We start from the raw sequence: 26,102 nt of genomic DNA on the forward strand, positions 1-26,102 counted from the left end.
TCCAACCGTGTACTGGGTTAATGGAGCATCATAGCATAGGCTTCAACCTGAGACTATTCATATCTGCATTAACTCATTCCAGTGGAATGTTTAAGCAGTCTCAGGCTGAAGCCCATATTACATTGTGTACACTGTTGTTTCTCGGGGCCGGTTAAAAACAAACTCTGCTGTTTACCGAACAACCGAAGACGACACCTGCACTATCACCTTAGCAATAGTGCCTTCGGGAAGTTGAAGTACTTCCATGATGCTTCGTAGCTTTTCAGGCGACTTGTGGATATCGCTAGCGATTCCCGACAGTTTCATAGAAACTGTCGGCACCTCAGATTCTCGTGTCCGAAATTCGATCTGGGTGGTTGACTCATTTTCCTTAGATTCCATAGTAGTAAGATGTTATAGTGATTTATAATTATATATATATTTTTTATAATTATCAAGATTTTGAGAGTATTTCTAGTAATGAAATCTTGTTCTGACTAGCAGTGGTATGTTATTCCAGTATGTGTACTAAGGCGATGTGCATGGTTTGCGTAGTCGACAACATTCAATGTGTGTGCTATGCATCCAAAAGGCGCTCACCGACAATAGGTACTCTGTCACCTCTACTTGCTACCTCGCAACTTTAAGCCTGCACCAACAACAGTATAATTTTTAATGACCATAACTATAATGCATACTTGGACTTCTGTTACGCGCACTTGCTATGTTCCTCTAGCCTCGATCAATTTCCCAAACAAGGTTCTCATTAGCCTTAATTATTACTTCGCTATTCTCAAGATGCATTCCAAAATCCTTTGAAATGACGGTTCTCATTAGTCATGCGTAGGTTGGCAAGAATTACTGATTCATACCAAAATGGCACGTCATGCATATCTCGCATTAAAGGAGTACTAGTAATATGGTGCTGCTTCATAATGCTAACGAACCGTCTAGGCCAATCTTCAAGTAACCACGAAGCCTGCAAAAGCATTGTTCTCCGAGCTGCTAGTGACCAGTCTTCTAGCATTCTTTCTCGGGCGTTAGGAATTACTACAGGTCCAAGCTCCGCTCTAGTATGGTGACATAAGGCTTCTTGCAATGAGCGGTACATAGCGCTGTTGCCCCCCAACACTGTAGCTAATCGGCGTAAAACCACGAAGTATAGGTGTGGAAAGGGTACAGTTGGCTTCCATCCCTGACGCAGAATGCGATACCATTCATGCTGTGCAGTAATAACGGTTTTAGGCGCTGCTTCTGCTGTTGTTGCGAGATTGAATCCGCAGTGGAAGCAGTAGGAAAGTGGTCTATCTGCTAATGCAGATTTGTGTCCTAGCTCTCGTCGAAAAAAGATAATAGGTTGCTCACACTGAGGACATCGATCCTGCAAGTAGAGCTTGCAGCGAGGACAGGCAATACTAATAGCTAAGCGCCATCGGGTACGGAAATAAGGTACTGGTCCATCGCGACGCAGACAACCTGGACAAAATAACAGACCATGTCGCCGCCGGGTGCGGTGATAGATGCCTAAAGGCAAAACCCACTCCGTGTTTCCATATGCATTGTGGTGCACGTAGAGCTGTCCTTCGTAACGTGTAATTAAGAGTTGAAAGAGACGCCGCGGGCGTATACCCGTATACCGGCTGATTCCGTGCAGTAATTGAGGTGAAGCGCTTCGATCAATATCCCGATTCCAGACACTAATGGCCGGAAACAACAATTTACAGAAGGTGTATACCTTAGTATAGTGAGTATCGGCTAGACGCGTTAGCCAGCTGGAGAGCAGTTCATCAGGAAACGGTGCTGTCACCAAGGGCAGGCGTACGCTTCTCATCCTACAAGGGTGCTAGCGGCTGGGGGAAGCCAGCCGCCGAGAGGCATTTTCTCAATCTGTTTGACTTGTGCTAAGCTGATACACTCTTGCCCCGTGACAACCGCGTGAACTGCCAAGCGCTTAAGCCACTTAACAAGGCCACCGATGGTGCCTTGGCTTAGTGCTAAGAGTTTAGCGGCCAAGGGCAGGTCTATTAAATTGGAGGGTTTACGTAAAGGGAACAAACGCTCTAGACTGGATAATAGACGAAGATATTCGTCGTCCATTTTCCATCTAGGCAATTCTAGCCGATCGCAACGATCATGCATCTGCTCATCATGCATAATTACGTTTTGCGCTGTACGAATGCCCGCCAACACTAATGGAATACGCACATCATTCGAAAGTGCTTTCAGCATGTTAAGTACTTCCCGCTGCTTAGTTTGGGTGCAAGCAAGCACGTGTTGTACCTCGTCTAAAATGAGGACGCGCACTTGCAAATCACTTAGCAGGCGTTTAACAAGATGCTGTTTGGCATCAACTCGCCCTTGCTCTGCATAGGGAGCGTGCAAGGCAACCAAGATTGCATGATATAACCTACGTTCATCTGGCACCGCTGGTGCCTGCAGGTATAGCACCGGCCATGCTTGCGGCTGCAGACTAGGTTGCTTCCTCGGCTGAAATTGAGGCTTATTTGCGTTCGCATAGTATTGTAACAGCCTTGTTTTTCCATTCCCAGTATCCCCATACAAAAGCAGGTTCGGCATTCGATCGACCGCAGGATGTGCTTGCAGGAAAGCCAAGTAATCAAGTACATGCTGCGCAAGTGTATAAACAACCCACTTGTCCACTAAAATAGCGCGGATACGTTCGGCATCTGGTTTATCCAGCCAATCAGCAGTAGAAGAGTTCAGATGCTCCATCGTCTATTTTTTCAAAAGGTCGAATGGTATTTTCCTTGTTTAAAACCGCAATATTGGTCACCACACCGACAGCTTCTTCTGGTGTTTCGGACGGTGTGGTAGCGTCGTTCTTGGCTCTTACTTCCTGCCTATGCCGGCGCTGGGAGAGCGTCATAGGCTTTTTTGTACTTGCTTTCCGGCCTTGGGCTCGTTGCTGTACCTGGAGTTCCTGAGTGTGTATAGCCTGGATTTCTTTCAGCAATAAATTTCCTGATACACGTTCTGCTGTGGATAGCTTGTCTTTTACTCGTCGTAATGCTTCACGTTTGGTGTAAACAGAGAAATCACCGCTGGCCATGTCAGCCAAAGGAATCTTATGGTATTCACGCGTATTAGGATCCAGAAAATAAACACAACTTACATTGCGCGGGTCTAATCGAAATACATATTTGCGACCTGCGGCATTTACAGGGGTTTCACCTACTCCATATATATAGCTACTTAAGACCGGATCATAGTACTCTAGGTGCCCTATGCGGACGCCATAGCGCTGAATAGTTCGTTCCACATAGGGCATAAAGTCTAGCTTGACTTGCAACTCGTTTGCTAGCCGATTAGGAATTGGGCAGCCTGGATGATCGCGATTGCCCAGCATGCCCTGTCTATAACAGTCGAGTGGGCTTTGCCTCAGTTCTGAATGTATCCGTTGGTGATAGAGGCAAACGATGTATGTCCCAATCCACCGTTGGAAATCAGTAAGAGTGAAAATGGCGCATTTACTAGGCCGATAAACCTTACTCTTATTTTTGCTTTTGAAATAAGCACCTGGCAAATGACGAATCCGCCATTTTAGGGTTTTGAAAAGTCGTTCGATATGCCCTCCATAGTTTGGCTGGCGAGGCGGCCGGAATTGCAGTTGAATTCCGTACTGTTCACAAGCGCGCGCCAGCACAGAACCCCGGAATTCCTTTGCATTGTCGGTATACAGAATCTGCATTGTTCCCCAACAAGGCCAGGCCCCATCAATATCGTGACCTGCTAGCCACGTTTCTTTAGGCAACAAAGCATGGGCTAGACATAAGCCCGTTCCACAAGAGCCAGGTGTCTCAAACCCTAGATGAAACCCCACCACCATACGTGAATACACGTCTAAGGCTAATGTCAGCCAAGGGCGACATAATGAACGTCCTGTATCTTCATCTATGAGCAGAATATTTAATAAGCTATGATCTAATTCGACGACATGTAACGGATAATTTGCTTCTAGTGTGTTTTGCCGAATATGTCCTAATTGCTCACGCGCTGTTTGACGCCCTAACCGGCGTTGAATACTTAGCTTTCTTCCTAGGGCCTTAATACGTCGATGTACTGTTGGCATAGAAGGAGCAATTATTCCCTCAAGTGCGCACCGCAGTTTAATTTGCTCTAGTGTATAAGTTACAGAAGCCTGCTGCTCAGTATAGTAATATTTTTGAAGACACTCTTGTAGAATTTGCTCAGCCCGGACGGCTAATCGCGATTTTTTTTCCCTCTTTCCTTTCTGTCGCAAAAGGCCAGGCAAGCCGCTTTGATGATAAGCATGAATCCAGCGGCGTAGAGTAGCGGTGCTTACGTTGTGACGTTGCACTGTATCCGTCAAGACATGCGCAGGTATCCGAATCCCTAATAGTGGTTGAATAATAGCAAAACGCTTGAGCGCTATATTCCGATCAGCTTCCTTAACGAATTGATATGCGTCACATTCTGCTCCACTTGGTGCGTCTATGGGACACACATCGGCTATGCACACGCGCACGAGTTGCTCTGTTGGCAGTTCAATAAGAACCTCCTGCAAATTGAGTACACGGTTAAGTTTAACCACTTGACCTTTGTACTTACAAGTAGTTCCAGGAGTAAGTGAAACCACAGCCATAGTCAGCCCTCCTTACTGGCACCTGTCTCCCCTTTGCTGCACACGATGCCACGTATAAATGAGCAGCCAAACTGTAATTATAATTTACTATTATTTTCTGATTAAATACAATGACTTTCTCTGACCATTGTTACATTTAATTCCACACAATGTGGCGTTTATGATCAAAAAATGTGATTACATCATTCAGATAATCGGTCAATTTTGATCATTATATGTGTGATTTTACAAATCCGCAGCCGGGGGAAATCTCGCTGGCCCACAACGGCGTGCTGTTCCTGGATGAGTTACCGGAGTTTAAGCGTACCGTATTGGAAGTAATGCGGCAACCTTTGGAAGAGCGCCGGGTGACAATATCGCGGGCTAAGCTCAGCATTGACTTTCCAGCCAACTTCATGTTGATAGCCAGCATGAACCCCTGCCCCTGTGGATATTATAATCACCCGGAGAAAGAATGTGTGTGTGGGCCCGGCGTTGTGCAGCGCTACCTAAATAAAGTAAGTGGCCCGCTGCTCGACCGCATTGATCTGCACGTGGAGGTAACGCCCGTTACGTTTGATCAGATGACGGAAACGCGGCGCTCAGAAAACAGCCAAGACATTCAACTACGCGTAGAAAAGGCCCGAAAACAGCAGGCAGCGCGCTTTCATGAGTTTTCCGATATCCACTCCAATGCCATGATGCCGTCGCAGATGGTGAAGGATATCTGCCGGATTGATCAGGCGGGGCTTTCGCTGCTCAAAACCGCCATGGAGCGTTTAGGCCTCTCGGCTCGGGCCTACGACCGCATCCTGAAAGTAGCCCGCACTATTGCTGACCTTGCTGGCGCTGAGGAAATCCGTATCGAGCACCTGGCCGAAGCCATTCAATACCGCAGCTTAGACCGCGAAGGGTGGGCCGGGTAAGTAAAATTTTGAAGTGGTGGATTTTATGTTTCAGTAGTGAGCCTGACGTAGTCTAAGCCACTTTCACAGCAAAGTCACTCATTTACTGTCTTCACCCATTCACTATACCTACCACTTCACGAATTCACCCTTAGCTTTGCAGGGCTATGTATAAAGCTCTGCTGAAACCCCTGTTCTTCCAGCTCGATGCCGAACGGGCCCACCATTTGGTATTCGATAATCTGAAGCGGGCGCACCAGTTGCCAGGCACAGCGTCCTTGATGCGAAGCTTGTACGACTTTCGCCACCCTGGGCTGGAGCGTGAGGTCTTCGGCCTTAAGTTTCGCAACCCGGTAGGCCTAGCGGCTGGGTTTGACAAGAATGCGCTGCTCACGGATGAGCTGGCGGCCCTGGGGTTTGGGTTTGTAGAGATTGGGACGGTTACGCCGCGGCCCCAGCCCGGCAACCCAACGCCGCGCTTGTTCCGACTGCCGCAAGATGAGGCTTTGGTAAACCGCATGGGCTTCAATAACGAAGGTGCCGCCGCCGCCGCTGTCCGCCTGCGCCAGCGCCGCTCTGACATAATTATTGGAGGCAACATCGGGAAGAACAAAGACACGCCTAATGACCAGGCTGCTCAGGATTACGTGGCTTGTGTAGAGGCTCTGCACGAAGTGGTAGATTACTTCGTAGTGAATGTTTCCTCACCGAATACACCTAACCTGCGGCAGTTGCAGGAGCGCGAGCCGCTGATTCAGCTGCTGCAGCAGGTACAGGCACGGAACCAATCGTTGCCCCAGCCTAGGCCACTGCTGCTAAAGATTGCGCCTGATCTAACAGACGGGCAGCTCGACGATATTCTGCTTATTGCCCGAGAGACTCAACTGAGTGGCCTAGTAGCCACCAATACCACCATCAGTCGCGACGATTTACAAACGCCCGCCGGACAAGTGGCCGCCTTAGGGGCTGGTGGGGTGAGCGGCCGCCCACTGCGCCGCCGTGCTACGGAGGTAATCCAGTATTTGCACCGCAATAGCCAAGGTGAGCTGCCTATCATCGGGGTAGGCGGGATTCACTCAGCGCAGGATGCGCAGGAGAAGTTGGCAGCCGGCGCCTCCTTAATTCAGCTTTATACGGGCTTTATCTATGAAGGCCCGAGTTTGGTAAAGCGAATAAACCAGGCGCTGGTGCCAGCTTGACAAAGCCATCTACTTGCCGTAGCTTAGTTGATAGTCAGTTTCACCTTTAATCAACTACTAGTTATGGGCAAAGGAGACATCAAGACCAAGAAAGGCAAACGCACCAACGGCAGCTACGGAGTACACCGCAAGAAACGGCGCGCCGCCAAGGCCGGGCCCCCAAAACCCGCTGATAAAAAGTAACACGAACGCCCTGAGCCACGCCTGGTCTCAGGGCGTTTGTGTTTGCTGGGCACTTTTACTAGCCTACGCAGCCAGTGGGCGGTAGCGGCACTGCATCCAGATCAGAATAGGGACCAATACCAGCGTAGGCCACAGGAAGTTGAGCGGAAAGGGAATGAACTTCAGGCTAGTTACCGAGAATGCCGAAACCGCGGCAATATAGGAGCCCACAAAGCCCGAAATGTGGTTTCGCAGCCATTGCCCGGCAGGCCATGGCCCAGGGTGCAAATAGCTTCGTAGCTGCCGGAGGGTCGTCATCAGGCCGATGCCGCCAAACACCAGAGGCACGGGATTAAAAGGCCGACTTAGTATTCCGTAGGCTAGGGTACCAGCAAAAAGCAACAGGCCTACTGTTACTATACCCCAATCATACACCGCTGGCTTTTGGTCGAGGCCCATGCGCTTGTGGTACAACGAGCGGTAACCGAACTGTGCCAAATATAAGCTGAATACGCCCGTTAATAGCAGAAAAGTGAGACTATTGAGGCTCGCGGAGATAATAGCCGTGGTGCCGGCCACCAGCATGGCCCAGAAGAAAACACGCCCCCAAAGTCGGTGAGCGGGCCCTCCTTTCCGAACGGCCAGTGCAACGGGAGCCACAAAGAAACCGGTGAAACCAGCCGCAATGTGCAGCCATCGATTCAGATGCAGAAACGTTTCCATGAAGCGCAAGATGTTGAGGCGGAGTTTTGAAGAACGTCCTCAAGATTGCGCGTGCAGTGCCCACTTCAAACTCCCTGTTCCTCAACCAGCATTGTGATTGGTTGAACTGTCTTTTCTGCTCACTGAACTGTTTTGCTCGCTACAGCCGCACACCCAACCGGCACTCTATTACGTCGGCAGCACCACGGTGTACTTTCAGATCAATGTTGCCGAACAGATGCTCTGTAAATTGGTATTTCAAGCCCAGGCGCTCGTAGTAAAACTTGTTGGACTTGTAGGGATTGTAGACATAGAAACCCAACTGTGACACAAACGCCAACCGACCGAAAAGCAGCTCATGCCCAAAGTAGGCACCCGCTTTCTTCACATCCGGCAGCTTCTCGGTGGCGCGGGCAGTGTCGCGCAGCTCGGCGCGAAGGCTCCGGTCGTAAAATCCCTCTAGGCCTACTACGAGGTTGCTTTTGCGATTCACGCGGCGGCCGGCAGCAATAGTGACTGAGTTCACCCAATACTTGTTGCGGTCCGTTTCGTTGCGCTGCTTCACGCCGGCCGTACCGCTTATTTCCACAAAGTTGCGGCCCAAATCAGGTGGGGCAATAGCCGACTCTCCAATGGGTAAAGGAGCAAAGGGGCGTTGCTGATGGTAGTTGAGGCCAAGCAGCACCGTGGGCAGATTAATACCGAAGTTGGGTTTGGTGGTAGCCCCGTTGGAATAGTGGTTGAGCCCCACACCCAGTAACAGGCCTAGATGCTCTGATAGGGCCACATCGTACTCAAGCCGCGTTTGGATAGTAGCGTTGAGGCGGGAGCTGACAATGGTATTCTTATGGTTGGTTTCCTGATTGTAGCGGATGGGGAAATAGCCTAGGCCAGTCCCAATACGGAAGTTGAGCTCCTGCCGCTGCGTGCGTAAAAATGACTTATTGATATACACAGTAGCGGCATACGACTTACCCAGTACCGGATTGTGGTAGTCGTAGTAGACGAAGGCCATGCCCACCTTGGGGTAGCGGTACCAGGCATGCCACGGTGCTGAGCCGTTAGTTTGCCGCTGCAGATTCAGCTCCACTCCCGTGGGGTGCGAAATTGCGAGGTGCTTAACGGCAGGTGTGTGCGCAAGTATAAAGCTCCCCTGCGCGTAAGCTCCCAGTACCAAGGGCCCTTCGGGCGGCAGAGGCCTAGTACGCTGCTCCTGAGCATAGCCTACGCAGGTAGTTGCGAGTAGGCCACTCAAAAGCAATACAAGTCGAATCGTCATAGAAAACATGAGGCAAGCAGGCCAAAATTAACGAAATCAGCCTGATCAGTAGTGAAAGCTCACGTTTCACTAGCTCTCGATAAAGTACTACTACTGTTGAGATTGTCTAATAAAGATGATATTGAATAGACTTTTACTACTAATAAAAACCTGGCTCATCCGCAACCCTGGCCTACTGCTTTACGGTATGACACCCTGTGAACCACGAAGAATGTGGCTGCATCGGTCCGTGAAGTGGTCAGTATAAGTGTCTTCCCCATCCCCATCCCCATGAAAAAAATTGCAGCTCTCACTTTGGCTTTAGCTTCGGCTGCCTCATTAGCTCATGCCCAAGACGCCGGCGGCTTCCGCATTGGTCTGAAGGCTGGTGGTACGTACTCTAACGTATCAGGTGATGACGTAACTCAGTTTACTGGGCCTAATTACGAAACAAGCATTGGCAAGTATAAAATCGGTTACAATGGAGGTATTGCACTCCAAATTCCATTAAGCAGCGACGGGTTCTTCTCTTTTGCGCCCGAGCTTTTGTACAACCGTAAAGGCTATCAGATTGAGTCTGACGCGAAGAACGTAGCTGCTAACATTGAAAAGCAGGAATATGAGCAACAGCGTGTACTACATTACCTCGACTTACCTCTCTTAGCCCGCATTAACGCTGGTGGGTTGTTCTTCGAGCTTGGCCCACAGGTAAGCTACCTGTTTGGCTCGCGCACCAAGACCCAGGTTACTACTAAATACACCGACGGAACGAAGGATAAATCAGAAGATCGGAGCGATTTTGTGGATTACCTAGGCGGCATCCGGAACGAGAAGTACAAGGGTGACCTCTCGAACGTAGACATTAGCGGCGTAGCGGGTATTGGCTTCCAGAGCGAAGCAGGTGTGAGCGTAGGCTTGCGGTATGCCCGCGGCTTCAACTCCCTCATCGACAGCAAAGACACCGACAACGAGCCCAAAGCATTCAACAATGCTTTCACGCTGCAGTTGGGTTACTTGCTTCCTACCAAATAGATGGCTAGGCCTGATTAAAACCGGAGCCACTTCCTCAAGGGAGTGGCTCCGGTTTTTTATAACCACCCTGCTAGTTCACGGTTCTTAGTAAGCATTACTCGCTATCACTATCTACTCCGCCCTTTCACACTTCTTTTCTATCACATCATGAAAAAAACAGCCTTTGTAGCTGGTGCGCTGTTGGCAGCGGCTACGCTTACCTCCTCTGCAGTACACGCCCAAGGTGTGCGGCTTGGCATTAAGGGAGGTGCTAACCTCTCCAACCTTTCCGGCGACCTCACAGACGAGGATCGGTTTGAGAATAAGTTCGGCTTTCATGGCGGGCTGATGCTCAATGTAGGCCTCATTAATGATGGTTTCCTGTCGCTGCAGCCGGAAGTGCTGTTCTCACAGAAGGGCTTTAAGTACGCCGACAGCCAGTTTAACATCGGCGGAAACACCGTTAAGTACGAAGGTGACCGAACCTACAATTACATTGATGTTCCGGTGCTATTGAAAGTTAATGCCGGCGGGTTCTTTGTGGAGGCTGGCCCCCAGTATAGCTACCTGCTGAAAGTGAAGGACGATTCCAAAGTCTCGATCAACGGCAATACCGCCACGCAGCGCAGTGGTACCAGCGACTTGAGCAACGTGAATCGGAATGAAATTGGGTACGCTGCTGGCCTAGGCTTTCAATCAGATGCTGGCTTGCTGCTAGGCCTACGCTACAATGGCTCTTTCACGGATTTTGGTAAGGATGGCTACCAAGACAATGATTTACGCAACGCCCGTAACTCTGTTTTCCAACTATCTCTGGGTTACTTGATTCCCAGTAAATAAGCCTTCCCCATTTACCTAGTAAAAGGCCCTACTCATGGCAGAGTAGGGCCTTTTGCATGTGAAGCTGGAGGGTAGTTGGCATACTTTTAGTTTATGCTGGTTCCGTGCACATTTTTCACCTTTAACTTCTGCTGCACTATGAACCGTAAACTGCTTACCATTGCTGCCTTGCTCACCGTAGCTGCAGCTTCTTCTGCTCAAGCTCAGGGCGTGCGTCTGGGCCTGCGTGCCGGCGCCAACTACTCTAACTTGGCAGGCAACGTAAAAAACGAAAACACCTACAACAATAAGTTCGGCTTCCTGGGTGGCGTGATGCTGAATGCCGACGTAACCGGCGACGGATTCTTCTCCATCCAGCCTGAGGTTTTGTATTCACAAAAAGGCTTCGAAAACAAGCCTACCGAATACACCAATACCATTCTGGGTGTAGGCTACACGGAGAAGCGCGAGGGCAAGGTGAACTACAATTACCTCGACGTGCCGGTGCTGCTGAAGATAAACGCTGGTGGCCTGATCGTAGAAGCTGGTCCGCAGTACTCTTACCTGCTGAGCGCCAACGACGAAACGAAAATCACCCGCACGCGCCAGCCCAACGGTACTCCTAACGTTATAGAAGCACAGGATAAGAAAGATGTAAGCGGCTTTAAGCGCAGCGAGTTGGGTTATGTAGCCGGTGTAGGCTACCAAGCCGACAATGGCCTGAGCCTGAACCTACGTTACACCGGCGCCTTCAGCGACTTCGTGAAGAGCGACAACGGCACCTACTTCAACGGCGACCTGGCCAACGCTCGTCACTCAGCCGTGCAGCTTTCGCTGGGTTATTTGATTCCGAGCAAATAACGCTTTGTAGGCCTGTTATTTCCTGCCGCCCGACTCCTACAAAGGAGTCGGGCGGTTGCATTTTCGTCCCTACCTCATGGTATGACAGGCACGCCACGAACTACAAAGGGAAGTATTTCAGTGTAGTTTCGCAGCCGTATCACCGCGTTTTTTGAGTATGTCTATGAAGAAAGTAGTTCTCTCCGCAATGCTTTTAGCAGGCCTAGCAGGTACTGCACAGGCACAAAGCAATGTATCATTGGGGCTAAAGGCCGGGGCCACTCTCTCCGATTTCACGGGCGAGCAAGCTTCCGCGTATAAAAGTATAGTGGGGTTTAACGTGGGAGTTTTTGCCAACATTGGTTTCACGCGCATGCTGGCTTTTCAGCCGGAAATCATGTACTCCCGCAAAGGCGCTAAGCTCGAAACTCCAGACATCACTACCCACCTCGACTATGTGGATGTACCGTTGGTATTTCACGTGAATGCCGACGGCTTGTTCTTTGAAGCCGGTCCGCAGGTAGGTTTCTTGGTGTCGGCCAAGAACAAAACTAGCAACGTCAGCACTGATGTAAAGCCCACCTTCAATACAGTGGATGCTGGCTACGTGTTTGGGCTCGGTTATCAACGCAAAACAGGCCTAGGTGTTGGGCTGCGCTACAATGGTGGCTTCACCAATGTGGTTAAGTCTTACACCGTAGGTAATACCAAAGTGCAAGACAACATCCGCAACAGCGCTTTCCAGCTGTACCTGACGTATTCGCTGAACGGACGCTAACAGTAGCAGAGGCATTTAATAGTACAGATTAAGAACTTATTCCTTAACCTGAGGAAGCTCATCCGTCATGAAGATTGTACTACTTTCGCGCATTCATATATATAAATCTTAATTAAGATGAAGAGAATCTTTTTGATTCTGTTAGGAACTGCTGGTTTAGCAGTAGGAGGCTACGCCCAGGGTGCACGCGTTGGCGTGAAAGCAGGTGCTAGCCTAACTAATTTTGTGGGCAAAGATTCTGACGGCTATGATGGCAAATTCGGTTTCCACGGTGGCGTGGTAGCTGAGCTTGGCCTCACCGACAATTTTGCTATTCAGCCTGAAGTATTGTATTCTATGAAGGGCGCTAAATTCGGTGACCTTGCAGAAGATCTACGCTTCAACCAAACCTACATTGATGTTCCGGTGCTACTCAAAGTGAAAGCCGATGGACTCTTTTTTGAGGCTGGCCCACAAGTAGGCTTTTTGGTGGGTTCTAAGCTCAAAGGCGAATCTGCGTCAGTAGACAGCAAAGACGCTTTTAACAAGGTAGACTTTGGCTATGCTGCAGGGCTTGGCTATGAAATCAGTAACGGCCCTATGATTGGGTTACGATACAACGCTGGCATCAACAAAGTGGGCAAAGACGCGAATGTAAATGGGGTTACTTTTGAGGCCGGCGAAGTACGCAACAGTGCTTTCCAGCTGTACCTGGGCTTCATGTTCGGGGGTAAATAGTTACCACGTTACACAGTAGCCACAAAAGAGGCTCGTCTGACAGCAGACGAGCCTCTTTTTGTGCTTCTAGGCCACTTGCTACTTCGCAGCGGCTGCCGCGTAGTTGCGGTAGAAATGCGGAATGGTTTCAATACCCTTCAGGAAGTTGAACACGCCGTAATGCTCATTGGGTGAGTGAATGGCGTCCGAATCAAGGCCAAATCCGAGTAGCACAGAATCTAGGCCTAGTTCAGTTTTGAACATGGCCACAATGGGGATAGAACCGCCGCCACGCGTAGGAATGGGGCGCTTGCCGAAAGTAGTTTCCATGGCGTCGGCAGCCGCTTTGTAGGCCACTGAGTCGGTTGGGGTTACTACGGGCTCACCGCCATGGTGGGGCCGTACTACTACCGTTACGCCGCTGGGCGCAATGCTCTCAAAGTGCTTCTGGAAAATTTCCGTTATTTCCTCAGAGGTCTGGTGAGGCACCAGGCGCATCGAGATTTTGGCAAAAGCCTTGGAGGCAATAACCGTTTTGGCGCCCTCACCGGTGTAGCCACCCCAAATGCCGTTAACGTCCAGCGTGGGCCGGATACCAATGCGCTCAACGGTGGTATATCCGGCTTCGCCGTAAGTATCGGGCAGTCCGATGCTCTGCTTGAACTCTTCGTCGGAGTGGGGCACGCGGTTAAGTTCGGCGCGCTCCTCCTCGCTTAGCACGGCTACTTTATCGTAGAAAGCAGGAATGGTGATGTGGTTGTTTTCATCGTGCAGAGAGGCAATCATCTTGCAAAGCACGTTGATGGGGTTAGCCACTGCGCCACCGTATAGGCCGGAGTGCAGGTCGCGGTTGGGGCCAGTTACCTGTACTTCGTGGTAGCTCAGGCCGCGTAGGCCTACCTCAATGCTGGGCTGGTCGTTGCTGAGGATGCCAGTGTCAGAAATCAAGATCACATCGGCCTTGAGCTTCTCCTTGTTTTCGCGCACGAAGATGGCTAGGTTGTTTGAGCCGATTTCTTCTTCGCCCTCAATCATCACCTTCACGTTGCAGGGCACGCCACCGTCCTGCTGCATCATTTCGAAGGCCTTTACGTGCATATATACCTGGCCTTTGTCGTCGCAGGCGCCGCGGGCGTAGATCTTACCGTCTTTAATAACCGGCTCGAAGGGCCCGGAAGTCCAAAGCTCATACGGGTCGGCGGGCTGCACATCGTAGTGGCCATACACGAGTACCGTGGGCAGCGCGGGGTCAATGATTTTTTCGCCGTACACGATAGGGTTGCCAGCTGTAGGGCACAGCTCTACTTTCTCTAAGCCTACTTCCTCGAAGCGGGCCTTCAGGTATTCAGCGGCATGCAATACGTCGCCATGAAACTTAGGATCAGCGGAAACCGATGGGATGCGGAGCCAGTCCATCAGTTCACTCAAAAAACGCTCTTGGTTCTGTTCGAGGTAAGAAGCCATGCGGCGGTGGGGTTAGTTGGAAATGCGAGGGTAAAGGTAGTAGGACAGGCCTAGAATAGTACGTAGGTCAGTACCTGAACTGTGCTTCGCTATTATTAGTGTTGTAATGGTACCCAGTCATTTTTTATAAAGAACACACTACCGAAATGGCGAGATTCGAACACTAGATAAAAGTGTCCCTTTTGCCGATAAACAGTAGGGTTAGAAGCAAGAATATGGTGAGTGGGTTGCTTCATTCTCACAACTAACCGGTGCGAGCTGTAAGGTTTAACAGTGGAAATCTCGCCGAGATACGTTTTAATGACAGTACTTCCATTCGTCTGATGAAAGGTAATTCGATCATCACTTGTGATTTCAAAGCGGAAGTGGTTGTACTGCCAATCAGCTTGCCTACCAGGAAACTTACTACGATCAATTACATACTGACCATAATAGTCTTCTTTTTCTAGTTCACTTTTGGGCGTAAAGAGGTGAATTAGCCAAGCCAAGGCTATCAATCCAAACACGACGCCCCACAAACCAACTAGTACCTTAAGAAAAAATGGTTTTTCTGTAGCGACTGCTAACCAAATTAAACTCGCTGTTCCAGGTAATAGGACCAAGAAGAAGAAAAGGTTAAACCCAAACCCCATAAGTATTATTATTCAAAGATAGCTGGGCCGCAACCTACAGGAATACAGTTTACTTACTTCTTATCCCACGGCATTGGCACGCGGCTTTCCGTGCCGGCACGTAAGCGGCCGATATTAGCGCGGTGGGTGTACACCAGTAGCACCGCCAGCACGAAGCCAAACCACACTAGCAACTGATTGTCGGGCCGGAACTGGGGTAGTAGCTGCAGCACGGCAAACGTCACGCCGGCCGTCATGCTGCTCAAGGATACGTAGCGCGAAATTAGCAGCGTGACGATAAACACCAGAATACATACGCCTACTGTAGCCGGCGCGATGGCCAGCATCATGCCCAGTACGGTAGCCACGCCTTTGCCGCCCCGGAAGCCCGCGTAAATTGGGTAAATGTGGCCTAGCACGGCCAACACCCCGCAGGCAATCTGGTAGTACAGCAGTTGCTCCGGCAGAATGGCCCCCTGATTCAGCATCACGGAAGCCAGCGAGGTGGCAGCCCAACCCTTCAGCACGTCAATGGCCATGACGAAGGAACCTGGTTTCTTCCCCAGCACCCTAAAGGTGTTGGTGGCGCCGGAGTTGCCAGACCCATGTTCCCGAATATCAATCCCGAAAAACAGGCGCCCCACCCATAAGGCGGTCGGGATGGAGCCAATAAGGTAGGCGGCCACTAAGAGGCCTAGAACGAGGGGGAGATTCATGCAGGAGGTGAGTAGAAATCGAGCTATGGGGTAAAGATACGGTTCTGATGTCGCGGCGTTGGCCGGAAGAGTTGCCGGCTGGCTGAATGTTCTGCTAGTGGGCCTGACTCCTGGCCCCCTCTCCTTCTGAGCGGAAATTCAACCTCTAGCTGTTGGCGCTGCATCTACAACTACTAGATTTTACTTGCCCCACGTCGGCACGTCATCCTGACGAAGGAAGGACCTTAGTACGTGAGCACAAGACGCTAGGCCAGTCGTTCTATCGTGAGAAGCCTCTTGCTTCATCAGGATGACTTACCGACGTGTAATACAGACGTCAACCACTGGCCTAGCGCTATAAAAAGGAACCGCCCCGCCAGAAGCTCTGGCGGGGCGGTTGTTTGAGGGGTTATTCTTCGCCGAAGGGGTCGTTGGCGTCCTTCTTCTTTTTCTTCTTCGACTCCTTTTTGGTGTCTTCCGCAGGAGCGTCAGCTGGCGGCGTAGTTTCTACTACCTCATCCTTTTTCTTCTTTTTCTTACCAGTGTCGGCAGGTTCGGCCTCTACGGGAGTGGCAGCTTCCACGGGCTCGTCCTTCTTCTTTTTCTTCTTGCCGGTGTCTTCAGCAGGAGCGGCACCAGCATCCGACTGCATGGCTTCTTCTACAGGGTCGAGCTTCTTCTTTTTCTTCTTCGAGTTGCCTTCCATGTTATCGAAGTTGCCGGTGCTCACGGGCTGTGTGGTATTCACCTTGCGCTTGCCCGACTCCTTCAGGTAGTCTTTGCGGAAGTGGTTGAGGAAGGTTTGCACCTCCTGATCATCTCCCAGGAAGAAGCCGTACTGCGTGGCGGTGTTGTAGTCGCCTTTCGCTTTCAGACCAATGATTTCGTCGAAAGAGCCGTGTTGAGCTTTGGCCAGCATCACGTTGTTGGAGTACTTGAGGTAGTACCAGGTTTGGGGCTCGGCCTCTAGGTACAGCTCTACCGCATCGCCAGTGCTTTCCTTCTTGATTTCAATGTAGCCGTCGATCAGTGCATTGATGTCCTTCTTGCCTACACTCACTAGGCCTATCTTGCCCACAGAGTACCACGCCCGCATCTTGTCGTTCCAGCGGAGGTTTACTTGGTTCAGTACTACCGTGTGCAGGAACTTCGGCGACACCTTCTGTAGGGGTGTGTAGCCACCTTTGCGGGTGCTGTATTCCTGAGCGCCTTTGTTACCAATGAACTCCGCCATTTTGTAGAGCTGCGCCTGAGAGCCAGTTAGTGCTTCTGGCAAGCCCTTAGCGTTGGTAGCTAAGTCGTTACCCATGGCTTCCACTGCTTTTTCGGGCAGTACAATATCAAAGGCCATGAAGGTATCGAGGTCGTAGATGGCACTGTCAGGCTTAGCGTAGCCTAGGCCTGCAGCAGTCAGCGTGTAGTCTTTATTGGAATTGATCAGGTTAATCTTACCCCGGAAGTTCATGGCACCGGTAGAGTCGTTCAGCGTCAGCACCGAGCCCTCGTAGATGTCAGGGTTGGTGATTTCGTGCTGGCTGATACCATACACCCGCTTCTTTTGGTCGTAGCTCAACGTGCCATCAACCTGGAAGATATTCTGGTCGGTTACGCCTGGCTTCGTGTTAACGAACAGTGGGTACACCTTACCTGAATTCTCCGACAGGAATAAGCCAGAGAGCATGGGAGTACCGTCCTCCGACTTTGGCTCATTGAGCTTAATCCGGATGCCTTTGGGGTCAATGCTATCCTGAACGGCGAACCACTCTGAGGCCCCGGCATTCTTCACAAATTCCAGCTTGGCCTGGCCATCAAAGGTGAAGCCCCGCTTCTGAGAGTTCATCTTCACGGCTCCGCGGTAAGCAATGCGGGGCGCCAGGTGAAACTTGTCGGTGGCCGCAATGGTGGCCACCGCGGTAGTTGGGGGCGCAACCGGCGAATCGTCCGGTCCATTTCCACGCTTCAACAACGATTTGCCCAGCTTGCTGGCTTTCGCCCCATTCATTGCCAGGGCTGCAGAGTCGGCCCTGAAGTTGGTGAATTTGATAGCAAATGAGTCGGCAGAGGCGTTCTTGTAGTTATACAGCGCGTTGCCCGTGAACGACGTGCGCGAATCAATCTTGATTTCGCCCTTGTACAGCGCATGATACTTGTGCAGGGTATCCATTACAATACCTGCGTTCTGGAAGCCGCGCATTTCAGCATTAGGCAGCACGTACACCTTGCTCGAATCGGGCATGATCCAGGCATCGGCGGCGGCAATGTGCGGAACGCCACCAGCTACCAGACGGTAACGGCTTAGGTCGTACTTACCCGTAGCGGCCTGAAACTTCAAGCCGCGCTGCTCTGGCTTGGTGCTGTAGAAGTATGAGCGCGAAGAGTCGGCGCCAGCTTCTACGCTGAGCTGCACAATCTTCTTTTTGAAGTCCCACTTACCACCCGAAAGTGTGGTGCGGTACTGCGAATAGGGCAGCTCAATACTAGACTTGTTGTCGCCGGCTTCGCGGGCAAACTCCGTGTTACCGGCTTTCAGATCATAGGTAAAGGCCACGTTGTTGGCCGTTAGAGCCGGCTTGTTTACCTCTGCTGACTTAACGCTTAGCGTGGCATTTTTACCTGTGTAGCGAGTGGGCTTGAAGACAAAGCCCGCCGAGCGTATAAACGACTGCGGACCATCCATGCCGCCGTTGCCGTATAGGCCACCCGGCGTATACGTCAGGGTGCCTTTGAAGGCGTACGTAGCATCGTACATCTTCAGGCCCTGCCCTTGCTGGCTGCTCAGGTACATAGAGTCCTGCTTCACGGCCCACTTCATTTGGTAGCCTGGCTGCAGCGTCACCTTGGCAAACTCAGTTCCGCTCAGCGGACCAGGGGTAATGAGACCCGCCTTGCCCACCGTCACAACGGAGTCTTTGTAGAAAACAAACTGGTCGCTGGTGAAGTCGCCGGTCAGGTATTTGATGTTACCAATACCTTGCAGACCCCGGTTGCTCATGGTCACTTTGTTGAACAAGCGCCCTTTGTTGCCATACAGCGGGAAGCCCTCCTTAGGCAGATTGTACACGAAACCAAGCGAGCCATCTTCCTGCAGTGAAAGCTTGGTTTTGAAGTCGGGCATAATGCCGCCCGATACAAATGTTCCCTTGAACCCTACTGCTCCTCGGTTCTTATTATTGAGCGAGTCGAGCCTGAAAGGCGGAATATCGAAGTACATCGTGGTATCGTAGGCACCGCCCAGTACCTCAGGCTTATCGAAGAATACGTAGGCCCCAGTGCTGGCATCAAAGGACGGATAAGCCCCCAGCTTCTTGCGGCCCGACTTATTGTTAGGCGCATTAATGTAAAGCTTACCCGAGGAGGTCTTCTTCTTGTTGGTGAGGGTGAAGTCCGTGTCCTTACGGGCTTTCATTACGGAGCCCTTCGAGCCTTTGCCCTTCACGATGATGGAGTCAATCTTCACCAGATCAATGAAGAAGCCATCGTAATCAAACTTAAACTCTTTGCCCTTGAAGATAAAGGCTGAGGCTACTACGGTGCCGTTAAACAACACACCGCGGTTTTTCTGAATGCGGATAACGCTGGAGTCTGGCTTCACAAACACCGTCACGGAGTCGTCGGAGAAGTTAAAGCGGTCAACGCCGCGCACCAGCAGGTCGTTAGTAGCCAGGTTTAGCGTGGCATTCTTGCCCGAAGGCGACAACGACTTGATAGCAATGTGGTCGTAGTCTTTCTTGCCCCGCGAGGAGTTTACGTAGTGCGAAGCCTTTGGGAGCAAGACTACCTGATCGGTTTGCGGGTACCACTTCACGTATCCGTCGCGCGCCAAGCCCGACATTGCCGAGCGCAGATTCTCGGGGCTAATCTTCAGCGCCGTCACCATGTCCTGAATAGTAAACAGGCGGGTGTTTTCGTGGCTCTGGCTGTAGCCCACTACCATTTGCAGAGGGTGCATCTTGTTGATGGACTTAATCTGCTGATAGCGGGTGTTGGTGTAAAATTCTTTCGATTCGAAGTTGGCAGTAACTTGATTTTTAGCCGTCAGAATAGAGAAATCGATGTTAGACGTCCGTAGCGGCCAGGTGAGCAGCTCGGTCGTGATTTCCATCTGGTGGTATGAGTCATAGTAGGGAGTATTCTTGTACATCCCTTCCTCGCGAGTGAGCTGCAGCACCTGCGGCCTCTTTGAGTACTTCAGCTTTACCCCAGGGTGCGTTAGCGAGTCCTGCTTGTCCTGGAAGATAGTAACGGCCGCGCGTTGGCTGCTGATGATCGAGTCGCCGAGTTCATAGGAAAGCGAAGCGGCCTTGAACTTAGGCTTACCATCTACTTCTACAATAATCCGCGACAACGCCCCATCGAGTGAGGCCGACATAGCCCGGGTGCCCGCCAGCGTAAAGCCACCGTAATAGCGAATATTTTCGCCAATGTTCTTTACCCGGGCGTCGTTGGTGTTCGAAATAAAACGCGGGTAGCCGGTATCCGAAGTAGGGGTTTTGCGCTTGAGGCTGCGGTAGGCCAGCCAGCCCTTCACGGGCGCTTCTAGCACAGCCGGATAGGTAAGTGTGGCGGGCTGGGCTGTGAATTCTGCCTTGGAAATATCAAAGTTATAGCTCGCCAGATCTGCCGTAACGGGGTTATTGTTTATCTGCCAGCCGTACTGGCCGCCATAGCCCACAAACCGGTTTTGCGGGGTGATGGCGCCACTGGTTTTGTGAATGATAACGGAGTCGCCGGCCGCGGCCATGAACAAGTCAGCATCCTTCAGAATAAGTACCGGGCCGCGGGTAGTAGGGGCCACATACGTGTCGTAGGTGGGTGCTAGGCTAGGGGCAGCAGCGGTGCCCGCATCGTCGGCGCCCCACATGTCGCCCGAGTCCCACCCGTCGGCCGCTTTTTTCTTGGCTGTGGCTTTGGTGTTGAGTGGCTTGGTTACAACTGCCGCCGAAGCTGGGGCCGCTGGCGCCACTGGAGGCGCCATGGAAGGCATATCGGTCTCGTTATAGGCGTAGCTGAAGGTACCACCATCTACGCGCAGCTTGTTGTAGCGCGAGCGGTAGAGATACTTGGTTTGCAGAAACTGCGCCGAGTTCATCAGAAACTTCTCCACCTCCGGCGCTTGCTCCCGCGTCAAGGCTTTGCCCACCACGTTCAGGAACTCCGTCATCTGGGCATCCGAGAAGTTCTGTACCTGAGTTCCCGCCGTAATAGACGTAAAGAACGCCTCAAAGTGGGGTTTGGCTTTGAACTTGCGCGCCAGCATCTGCTGCGACAGCGCCACAATGTAGGCCTGTTGGGTGGCCGTGAGGCGGTTACTAGCCCATACCTCCTGCAAACGAGCAGCGGCGGCCTTGCCTGATGCCACATTGGCGGTGGCCATCATTGACTGCACATCCACCATAAATTGCTGAGGGTCACTACTCAGCTTACCCGTGAAACGGGGAAGTGCAGGAGCCGCCGGGGCCGCTCCTGCGGGTTGTTTAGAGGGTTGGGATTTGGTCTGCTGCGCCCACGCCGGAGCACTCAATCCCAGCAGCAGCGCGCATACCCATTTAAAAGTAAAATGCTTCATACTAAGTCCGTCAGCGCCTAATTAATCGCCTACAATTTCGACAAAACCCTGCACTTTCCGCCATCTTCTCCCCTATCCCTCCAACAATCATACCCCACCTGAATTTTATACTATTTCCAGAGCACTTTCTTGGAACCTGGCAGCAAAACAAAAGGCCGGCTCCTCAGAACCAGCCTTTTAACACTGCAAACGCTATATATATTTCTCCGTGCAGAGGTGGCGCTTTTTCTAGACTGGCTGGCGGAACACGGCCGATACCCAATGGTTCTGTGTGCGGTGGCTTTCGTACTGGAAGCCGGCCTTTTCTGCGGCCTCCCGGATAAGCGGAAGGTCCTCCTCGTAGAAGCCCGAAAACAGGATGGGGCCGCCCGGCTTGAGGTATTGGGCGTAGGCTGGCATATCCTCAAGCAGCACGTTGCGGTTGATATTGGCCAAGATAATATCGAACGGCGCTTCTCCTTCTAGGGCAGTTACGTCGCCGAGGCGGGCTTCCACTTTGTCCTGCACGTTGTTTTCGGCAGCGTTATCGGCGGCATTCTCGGCAGTCCAGGGCTCCACATCCACGGCCAGCACGTAGTCGGCGCCCAGGTGCACGGCCATCACGGCCAAGATGCCGGTGCCGCAGCCCATGTCCAGCACGCGCTTGCCCTGGTGGTCGATGTCGAGTTGGTTGGTAATCATGAGGGCCGTGGTGTCGTGGTGGCCGGTGCCGAAAGACATGCGCGGCATAATCACGATTTCGTAGGCCAGGTCGGGGCGAGCCTCGTGGAAGGGCGCCCGCACCGATACCTTATCGGCAATAACCAGGGGTTGGAAGTTCTTTTCCCACTCGGCGTTCCAGTTCTGGCGCGTGATGACGCGGTGCGTGTAGCCCACTTCGCCCAGGCCTTCGTAGCGGCTCATGATTTCGGCTACGTGGTCGTGGTTAAACACGTCTTCGGTGGTGTAGGCGCAGAAGCCTTCGTCGTTGTCTTCGAAGGTATCGAAGCCAAGTTCAGCCATTTCGGCTACCAGAATATCAGATAGCTCGCGGGGAGCTTTTACGGTTACTTCTACAAAGTCCATGTGGAGCGGCAAGTGGTATCAAGAGAAAAGGAAATTGCCGCCCATCAAATCAGGACGGCAATTCCGGCGCAAAAATACAGATTTGGACTGGAGCTACTGGCCTAGGCTTTCAAGTCATGCCACAGTTGGCGGCGTAGGTCTCCCTCATTGCGCAGTACGCGCCGCACGGGCACCCAAGCAGTAAGTGTAACTACCGCCGCCAATGCAATGCGCGCCCACCACCACGGCATGAAAAACAGTGCTGCTCCAAATACTATACTTAGCAGGTTTATTAAGTTAGATGCATTACCTCGCATGTTAGCAAGGTCTAAGCTCTTGCCTATGGCCTTCGCCTTGTACAAACTACCCCACAGGCCTAACGCTAGCAACGTTGCGGCAGCTAATGGTAGTAGGCCTAATAACGGCCATCGATGTTGGGGAAATAGCGCTATGAGTAGTGTTACTGACACTAAACAATCTAGCAACAACACCGGGCCTACCAGCCGTATGTATAAGAGCAGTAGTCGCTTTGTAAGGCCTAAGCGAACAATTTCATTTGCCGTTACGGCTCCTATGGCTCCAAAGAGATTGTTATTGACATACGTAAAGCCAATGGTTGGCAGGAAGGACATCCAAAATACACCATTTAGCGGATCGCCATGGCGGCCAGCGGTCATTCTACTGCAGATGACAAGAATTATTAGTTTGAAGACCAGAGCAATAGATAGCGCCGGCCAGCACTTGCGCAGGTAGGCTTTCCACTCGGGTGATAGGCGAGCTAGGAGCTGGTTTTCGGGTTTACTTTCCGGGGCCGTGGTTAGGTAACGGGCGCTAAACTTTTCGCCTAGGCCACCCAGCGCTACACCCCACAACACCAGTGGGCCGGCTACTGCCAATACGGCCAGGGCGGTTGTAGCAAGCGGTTGCGCCACCAGCGTACTCAGCCAACCGGCCGCGGCCAACAGGCACAGCACATTAAGGGCAAACAGCGGGTGGCGCCAGCGGCCTATGGATAGCAGCAGCCGCAGATTGAAACTGGCGGTACCGGCACTCAGCAGCACCAATAAGTTGAGGCCTAATGGGCGCCACGCGTGCGGGGCACCCGCCAGCGCTACCAACAGAAACAGCAGCAGGATGACCCGGCGCACCGTAACCAAGTCCAGCAGAAACGCCGTGAGCAGGTTGAGCCTCCCCGACACCGGGAAGTGGTCGGGCAAGGGGCGCTGCACGGGTCTATATGATGGCATGAAGTCTACCAGCAGTGCCGAGACGTAGAAAATGCCGTTGAGCGCCACCACTAGCTTCTGGGCAAAGCTGCTAGGTATGGCGTTATCGTGGTTGAGCATGAACGCTAGGCCTGCCCCGTATAGCACGCAGATAAGCGCCAAAAAGATGAGGGCGGCGCGGCCTTCGCCAGCATCGGGCCAGAGCACGGCTTTGAGGCGGCGGCCCAGCAGGTAGGGCAAAAAGTGGCCTAGCGTTCCGTTGTGAGCCATGTTAGGTCTTGAGCGGAGGTGGAAGCTGGGTGCAGCAACTGGAGCAGGGCATCGTTGAGGTAGGCTTCGCGGCCCTGCAAGAAATCCGCCATGGGGCCCCAGTACTTCACCTCGCTGTCATCGAGAATCAACAGGTGCGTGGCTATCTTCTCCATGTGAGCCAGATTGTGGGAGGAAATAAACGTGAGACACTGGCCACGGTAGCTCCCCAGTAGCTCCAGCATGCGTTCAGCCGAGAAAATGTCGAGACCGTTTAGGGGCTCATCCAGAATGAGCAGTTCGGGGCGGTGCAGCAAGCACGAGGCCACGGCCACTTTCTGCTTCATACCCGTGGAGAAGGAGCTGAGCCGCTTGCGCCGCACGGTGTCGTACTCCTCCAGCAAGTGGCCTAGCAGGCTGTTGATGCGGGTGCTGGCATCGGGCAGTTCGTAGATGCGGGCCACAAACTGCAGGTATTCTTCTGCCGTGAGCTGCTCTACTAAGTGCCCTTGGTTGATGAGTGCCCCAATCTGCCGCTTTACGGCCACCGGGAAAGTTTCACCCAGCACTTGCCCATTCAGGCGTATTTCGCCGCTAGTAGGCAGTAGCACGTTGGTGAGCAGGTTAAACAGGGTGCTTTTACCGGCGCCATTACGACCCAGTACCCCCACGCAATAGCCAGTTTGCGCCGTGAGCGAAACGTTCCGCAGTACGGTTTTGGGCCCGAAGGATTTCGTTAGCTGATGAAGCTCTAATTCCATAGATGCCAAATAGAATACAGAAGATAGGATAAGCCTGGCAGCACCTGCGGCCAGGCTGCGGAAAGGTACTAGAATGTTAAGCGGGTTTAGCCATGCCCGTAAGGAAACCGCTAGGCCACTACCCACAGATTCAGCAACAAAAAAGCCCTTCTCACCATGAGAAGGGCTATCTGATGTGCTGTAGTAAGGCTACTGCTTCCGGCACCCGGCGTAGGTGCGCGACTTGGTAAACTGAATACTGAAGTCGGCTAGGTTGCGGTTGTCGGTGACAAACAAGGAGTAGTCGGCGAAGTTGGGCGAATCAGTAAGGTACCAGAGGCCTACCTTATCGGCGAAGAGCTTGCTGGTTTCCTTAAACACCATCAGGTCGGCAAAATCGGCCTCTGGCTCCATGTAAACTGAGCCGAAGCAGCGGCTTTGCCGGCGCGGATCGGTTTCCAGGTACACCGTGCCGAAGACGCGGCAAGGATCAATGGAACTAACCGAGGAGGCGACTAATGGCACGCGCGGAGCCGGCTGAAACGGATTCAGGGCCAGCAGGCCGGCAAGGAGCAGGGAAGAGAGCATAAGCAAGTAATCAGGAGCCTTTGCTGCTGGACAATTATCTGGCCGGGTTTAGTTCGATTGCCGGGCCAGGCCACTCCTTGAACTGTCCTTGAGACCGCAGGGAGGAATCTGAGACAACCGTATTACAGATTCCCCAGGTTCCTCCCTGCGGTCGGAATGACGGTTCAGAAACAGGCCTAGAACGACTTGATGATATCAGTAAAGTCGCGGGACTTGAGCGAGGCGCCGCCGATGAGGCCACCGTCTACGTCGGGCTGGCTGAACAGCTCACGAGCGTTTTGGGCATTGGCCGAGCCGCCGTAGAGAATGGTTGTATTGAGAGCAGCTTCGGCGTCGTAGGCGCGGGCAATTTGCTCCCGAATGAAGGCGTGCACCTCCTGAGCCTGGGCGCTGGTGGCGGTTTTGCCGGTCCCGATGGCCCAAATAGGTTCGTAGGCTATTACCACCTGATCGAACTCCTCGTTGGAGAGGTGGAACAGGCCATCTTTCAGCTGCTTGCTGATGAAGTTGAAGGTTTCGTCGGCTTCACGGGTTTCTAACGACTCACCCACGCAGAAAATCGGCTTCAGGCCGGCAGCCAGGGCAGCTTTGAGCTTCTGGCTCAACAGCTCATCGTCCTCACGGAAGTACTGACGGCGCTCGGAGTGGCCTAGAATCACGTACTCCACTCCTACCGATTGCAGCATGCGAGCCGATACCTCGCCGGTGTAAGCGCCGCTGTCTTTCTGGTGGCAGTTCTGCGCGCCTAAGTGAATCAGGCCGCCCTCGGGCAGGTGCTTGCTGATGGTAGACAGAAATGGGAAGGGCGGGCACACCACTACCTCCACATTGGAGCCAGTCACTTCGTCCTGCACCATGTTTACGATTTCGGAAATCAGTGCTTGGCCATCCTGGAGGGTGGTATTCATCTTCCAGTTACCGGCCACAATATTCTTACGCATAGCGGAAAGGATTGAGGTTGGGAGTT

Annotated in this window: 21 protein-coding genes and 1 pseudogene; 8 read left to right on the forward strand and 14 right to left on the reverse strand. The window is 52.2% G+C overall.

All coding sequences use genetic code 11. From position 1 onward, the window contains the following. Positions 1-772: 772 nt before the first annotated feature. From EU557_RS26135 to EU557_RS19180, 3 genes are read right to left on the reverse strand one after another with little or no spacing between them, the layout of a single operon-like run. The gene (locus EU557_RS26135) at positions 773-1,810 is read right to left on the reverse strand and encodes a TniQ family protein (RefSeq protein ID WP_135532101.1); all 1,038 of its coding nucleotides are present in this window, start codon (positions 1,808-1,810) and stop codon (positions 773-775) included. After that, on the reverse strand, positions 1,807-2,712 hold the full coding sequence (locus tag EU557_RS19175) for a TniB family NTP-binding protein (protein ID WP_135532102.1): 906 nt from the start codon (positions 2,710-2,712) through the stop codon (positions 1,807-1,809). Before EU557_RS19175 ends, EU557_RS26135 begins: the two co-directional genes overlap by 4 nt. Next, on the reverse strand, positions 2,684-4,603 hold the full coding sequence (locus EU557_RS19180) for a Mu transposase C-terminal domain-containing protein (RefSeq protein ID WP_135532103.1): 1,920 nt from the start codon (positions 4,601-4,603) through the stop codon (positions 2,684-2,686). Before EU557_RS19180 ends, EU557_RS19175 begins: the two co-directional genes overlap by 29 nt. Positions 4,604-4,833: 230 nt before the next feature. Here EU557_RS19180 and EU557_RS19185 point away from each other — a divergent pair. The 3 genes and pseudogenes from EU557_RS19185 to EU557_RS19195 form a co-directional block, all read left to right on the forward strand. Next, a pseudogene (locus tag EU557_RS19185) lies at positions 4,834-5,508 on the forward strand (YifB family Mg chelatase-like AAA ATPase); the annotation flags it as partial. Positions 5,509-5,654: 146 nt separating this feature from the next. Further along, on the forward strand, positions 5,655-6,686 hold the full coding sequence (locus EU557_RS19190; protein ID WP_135532104.1) for a quinone-dependent dihydroorotate dehydrogenase: 1,032 nt from the start codon (positions 5,655-5,657) through the stop codon (positions 6,684-6,686). Positions 6,687-6,749: 63 nt separating this feature from the next. Further along, positions 6,750-6,869 (forward strand): 30S ribosomal protein THX, encoded by a 120-nt coding sequence (locus EU557_RS19195; protein ID WP_135532105.1) that lies wholly within the window; start codon positions 6,750-6,752, stop codon positions 6,867-6,869. Between the two features lie 63 nt (positions 6,870-6,932). On the opposite strand, the gene EU557_RS19200 is transcribed toward EU557_RS19195, so the two are convergent. Together EU557_RS19200 and EU557_RS19205 are read right to left on the reverse strand one after the other, a co-directional pair. Then, positions 6,933-7,571 (reverse strand): DUF2306 domain-containing protein, encoded by a 639-nt coding sequence (locus EU557_RS19200; protein WP_135532106.1) that lies wholly within the window; start codon positions 7,569-7,571, stop codon positions 6,933-6,935. Between the two features lie 139 nt (positions 7,572-7,710). After that, positions 7,711-8,829: an acyloxyacyl hydrolase gene (locus EU557_RS19205; protein WP_167855279.1), complete on the reverse strand. Its 1,119-nt coding sequence runs from the start codon at positions 8,827-8,829 to the stop codon at positions 7,711-7,713. 270 nt (positions 8,830-9,099) lie between these two features. On the opposite strand from EU557_RS19205, the gene EU557_RS19210 reads away from it, so the two are divergent. From EU557_RS19210 to EU557_RS19230, 5 genes are all read left to right on the forward strand, one after another. After that, complete coding sequence (locus tag EU557_RS19210; protein WP_135532108.1) at positions 9,100-9,840, forward strand: porin family protein; 741 nt, start codon at positions 9,100-9,102, stop codon at positions 9,838-9,840. Between the two features lie 147 nt (positions 9,841-9,987). Beyond that, complete coding sequence (locus EU557_RS19215) at positions 9,988-10,659, forward strand: porin family protein (RefSeq protein ID WP_135532109.1); 672 nt, start codon at positions 9,988-9,990, stop codon at positions 10,657-10,659. 138 nt (positions 10,660-10,797) lie between these two features. Then, the gene (locus tag EU557_RS19220; protein ID WP_135532110.1) at positions 10,798-11,499 is read left to right on the forward strand and encodes a porin family protein; all 702 of its coding nucleotides are present in this window, start codon (positions 10,798-10,800) and stop codon (positions 11,497-11,499) included. A 163-nt stretch (positions 11,500-11,662) separates the two neighbouring features. Further along, the gene (locus tag EU557_RS19225; RefSeq protein WP_167855280.1) at positions 11,663-12,256 is read left to right on the forward strand and encodes a porin family protein; all 594 of its coding nucleotides are present in this window, start codon (positions 11,663-11,665) and stop codon (positions 12,254-12,256) included. A 117-nt stretch (positions 12,257-12,373) separates the two neighbouring features. Beyond that, on the forward strand, positions 12,374-12,973 hold the full coding sequence (locus EU557_RS19230; protein WP_135532112.1) for a porin family protein: 600 nt from the start codon (positions 12,374-12,376) through the stop codon (positions 12,971-12,973). 78 nt (positions 12,974-13,051) lie between these two features. Here EU557_RS19230 and EU557_RS19235 read toward each other — a convergent pair whose 3' ends face one another. The 9 genes from EU557_RS19235 to tpiA all read right to left on the reverse strand — a co-directional run bounded on the left by EU557_RS19235 (position 13,052) and on the right by tpiA (position 26,076). After that, on the reverse strand, positions 13,052-14,416 hold the full coding sequence (locus EU557_RS19235; RefSeq protein ID WP_135532113.1) for a dipeptidase: 1,365 nt from the start codon (positions 14,414-14,416) through the stop codon (positions 13,052-13,054). A gap of 95 nt (positions 14,417-14,511) precedes the next feature. Further along, the gene (locus EU557_RS19240; RefSeq protein ID WP_210116090.1) at positions 14,512-15,018 is read right to left on the reverse strand and encodes a hypothetical protein; all 507 of its coding nucleotides are present in this window, start codon (positions 15,016-15,018) and stop codon (positions 14,512-14,514) included. Positions 15,019-15,101: 83 nt separating this feature from the next. Next, positions 15,102-15,743, reverse strand: coding sequence for a glycerol-3-phosphate 1-O-acyltransferase PlsY (gene plsY / locus EU557_RS19245; protein ID WP_135532115.1), 642 nt, complete (start codon positions 15,741-15,743; stop codon positions 15,102-15,104). Between the two features lie 388 nt (positions 15,744-16,131). Next, on the reverse strand, positions 16,132-21,288 hold the full coding sequence (locus EU557_RS19250; RefSeq protein WP_135532116.1) for a hypothetical protein: 5,157 nt from the start codon (positions 21,286-21,288) through the stop codon (positions 16,132-16,134). 228 nt (positions 21,289-21,516) lie between these two features. After that, the gene (gene prmA / locus EU557_RS19255) at positions 21,517-22,353 is read right to left on the reverse strand and encodes a 50S ribosomal protein L11 methyltransferase (RefSeq protein WP_135532117.1); all 837 of its coding nucleotides are present in this window, start codon (positions 22,351-22,353) and stop codon (positions 21,517-21,519) included. A gap of 101 nt (positions 22,354-22,454) precedes the next feature. Further along, entirely contained in the window at positions 22,455-23,828 is a 1,374-nt protein-coding gene (locus tag EU557_RS19260) for a hypothetical protein (RefSeq protein ID WP_135532118.1), read from the reverse strand. Beyond that, positions 23,807-24,568: an ABC transporter ATP-binding protein gene (locus EU557_RS19265; RefSeq protein ID WP_135532119.1), complete on the reverse strand. Its 762-nt coding sequence runs from the start codon at positions 24,566-24,568 to the stop codon at positions 23,807-23,809. The genes EU557_RS19260 and EU557_RS19265 overlap by 22 nt, the downstream gene beginning before the upstream one ends. Positions 24,569-24,757: 189 nt before the next feature. After that, on the reverse strand, positions 24,758-25,135 hold the full coding sequence (locus tag EU557_RS19270; protein WP_245326330.1) for a 7(1) septoil knot domain-containing protein: 378 nt from the start codon (positions 25,133-25,135) through the stop codon (positions 24,758-24,760). A 176-nt stretch (positions 25,136-25,311) separates the two neighbouring features. Next, the gene (gene tpiA, locus EU557_RS19275; RefSeq protein ID WP_135532120.1) at positions 25,312-26,076 is read right to left on the reverse strand and encodes a triose-phosphate isomerase; all 765 of its coding nucleotides are present in this window, start codon (positions 26,074-26,076) and stop codon (positions 25,312-25,314) included. Between the last annotated feature and the right edge of the window lie 26 nt (positions 26,077-26,102).

It is taken from the genome of Hymenobacter wooponensis, assembly GCF_004745865.1.
Taxonomy (GTDB): Bacteria; Bacteroidota; Bacteroidia; order Cytophagales; family Hymenobacteraceae; genus Hymenobacter; species Hymenobacter wooponensis.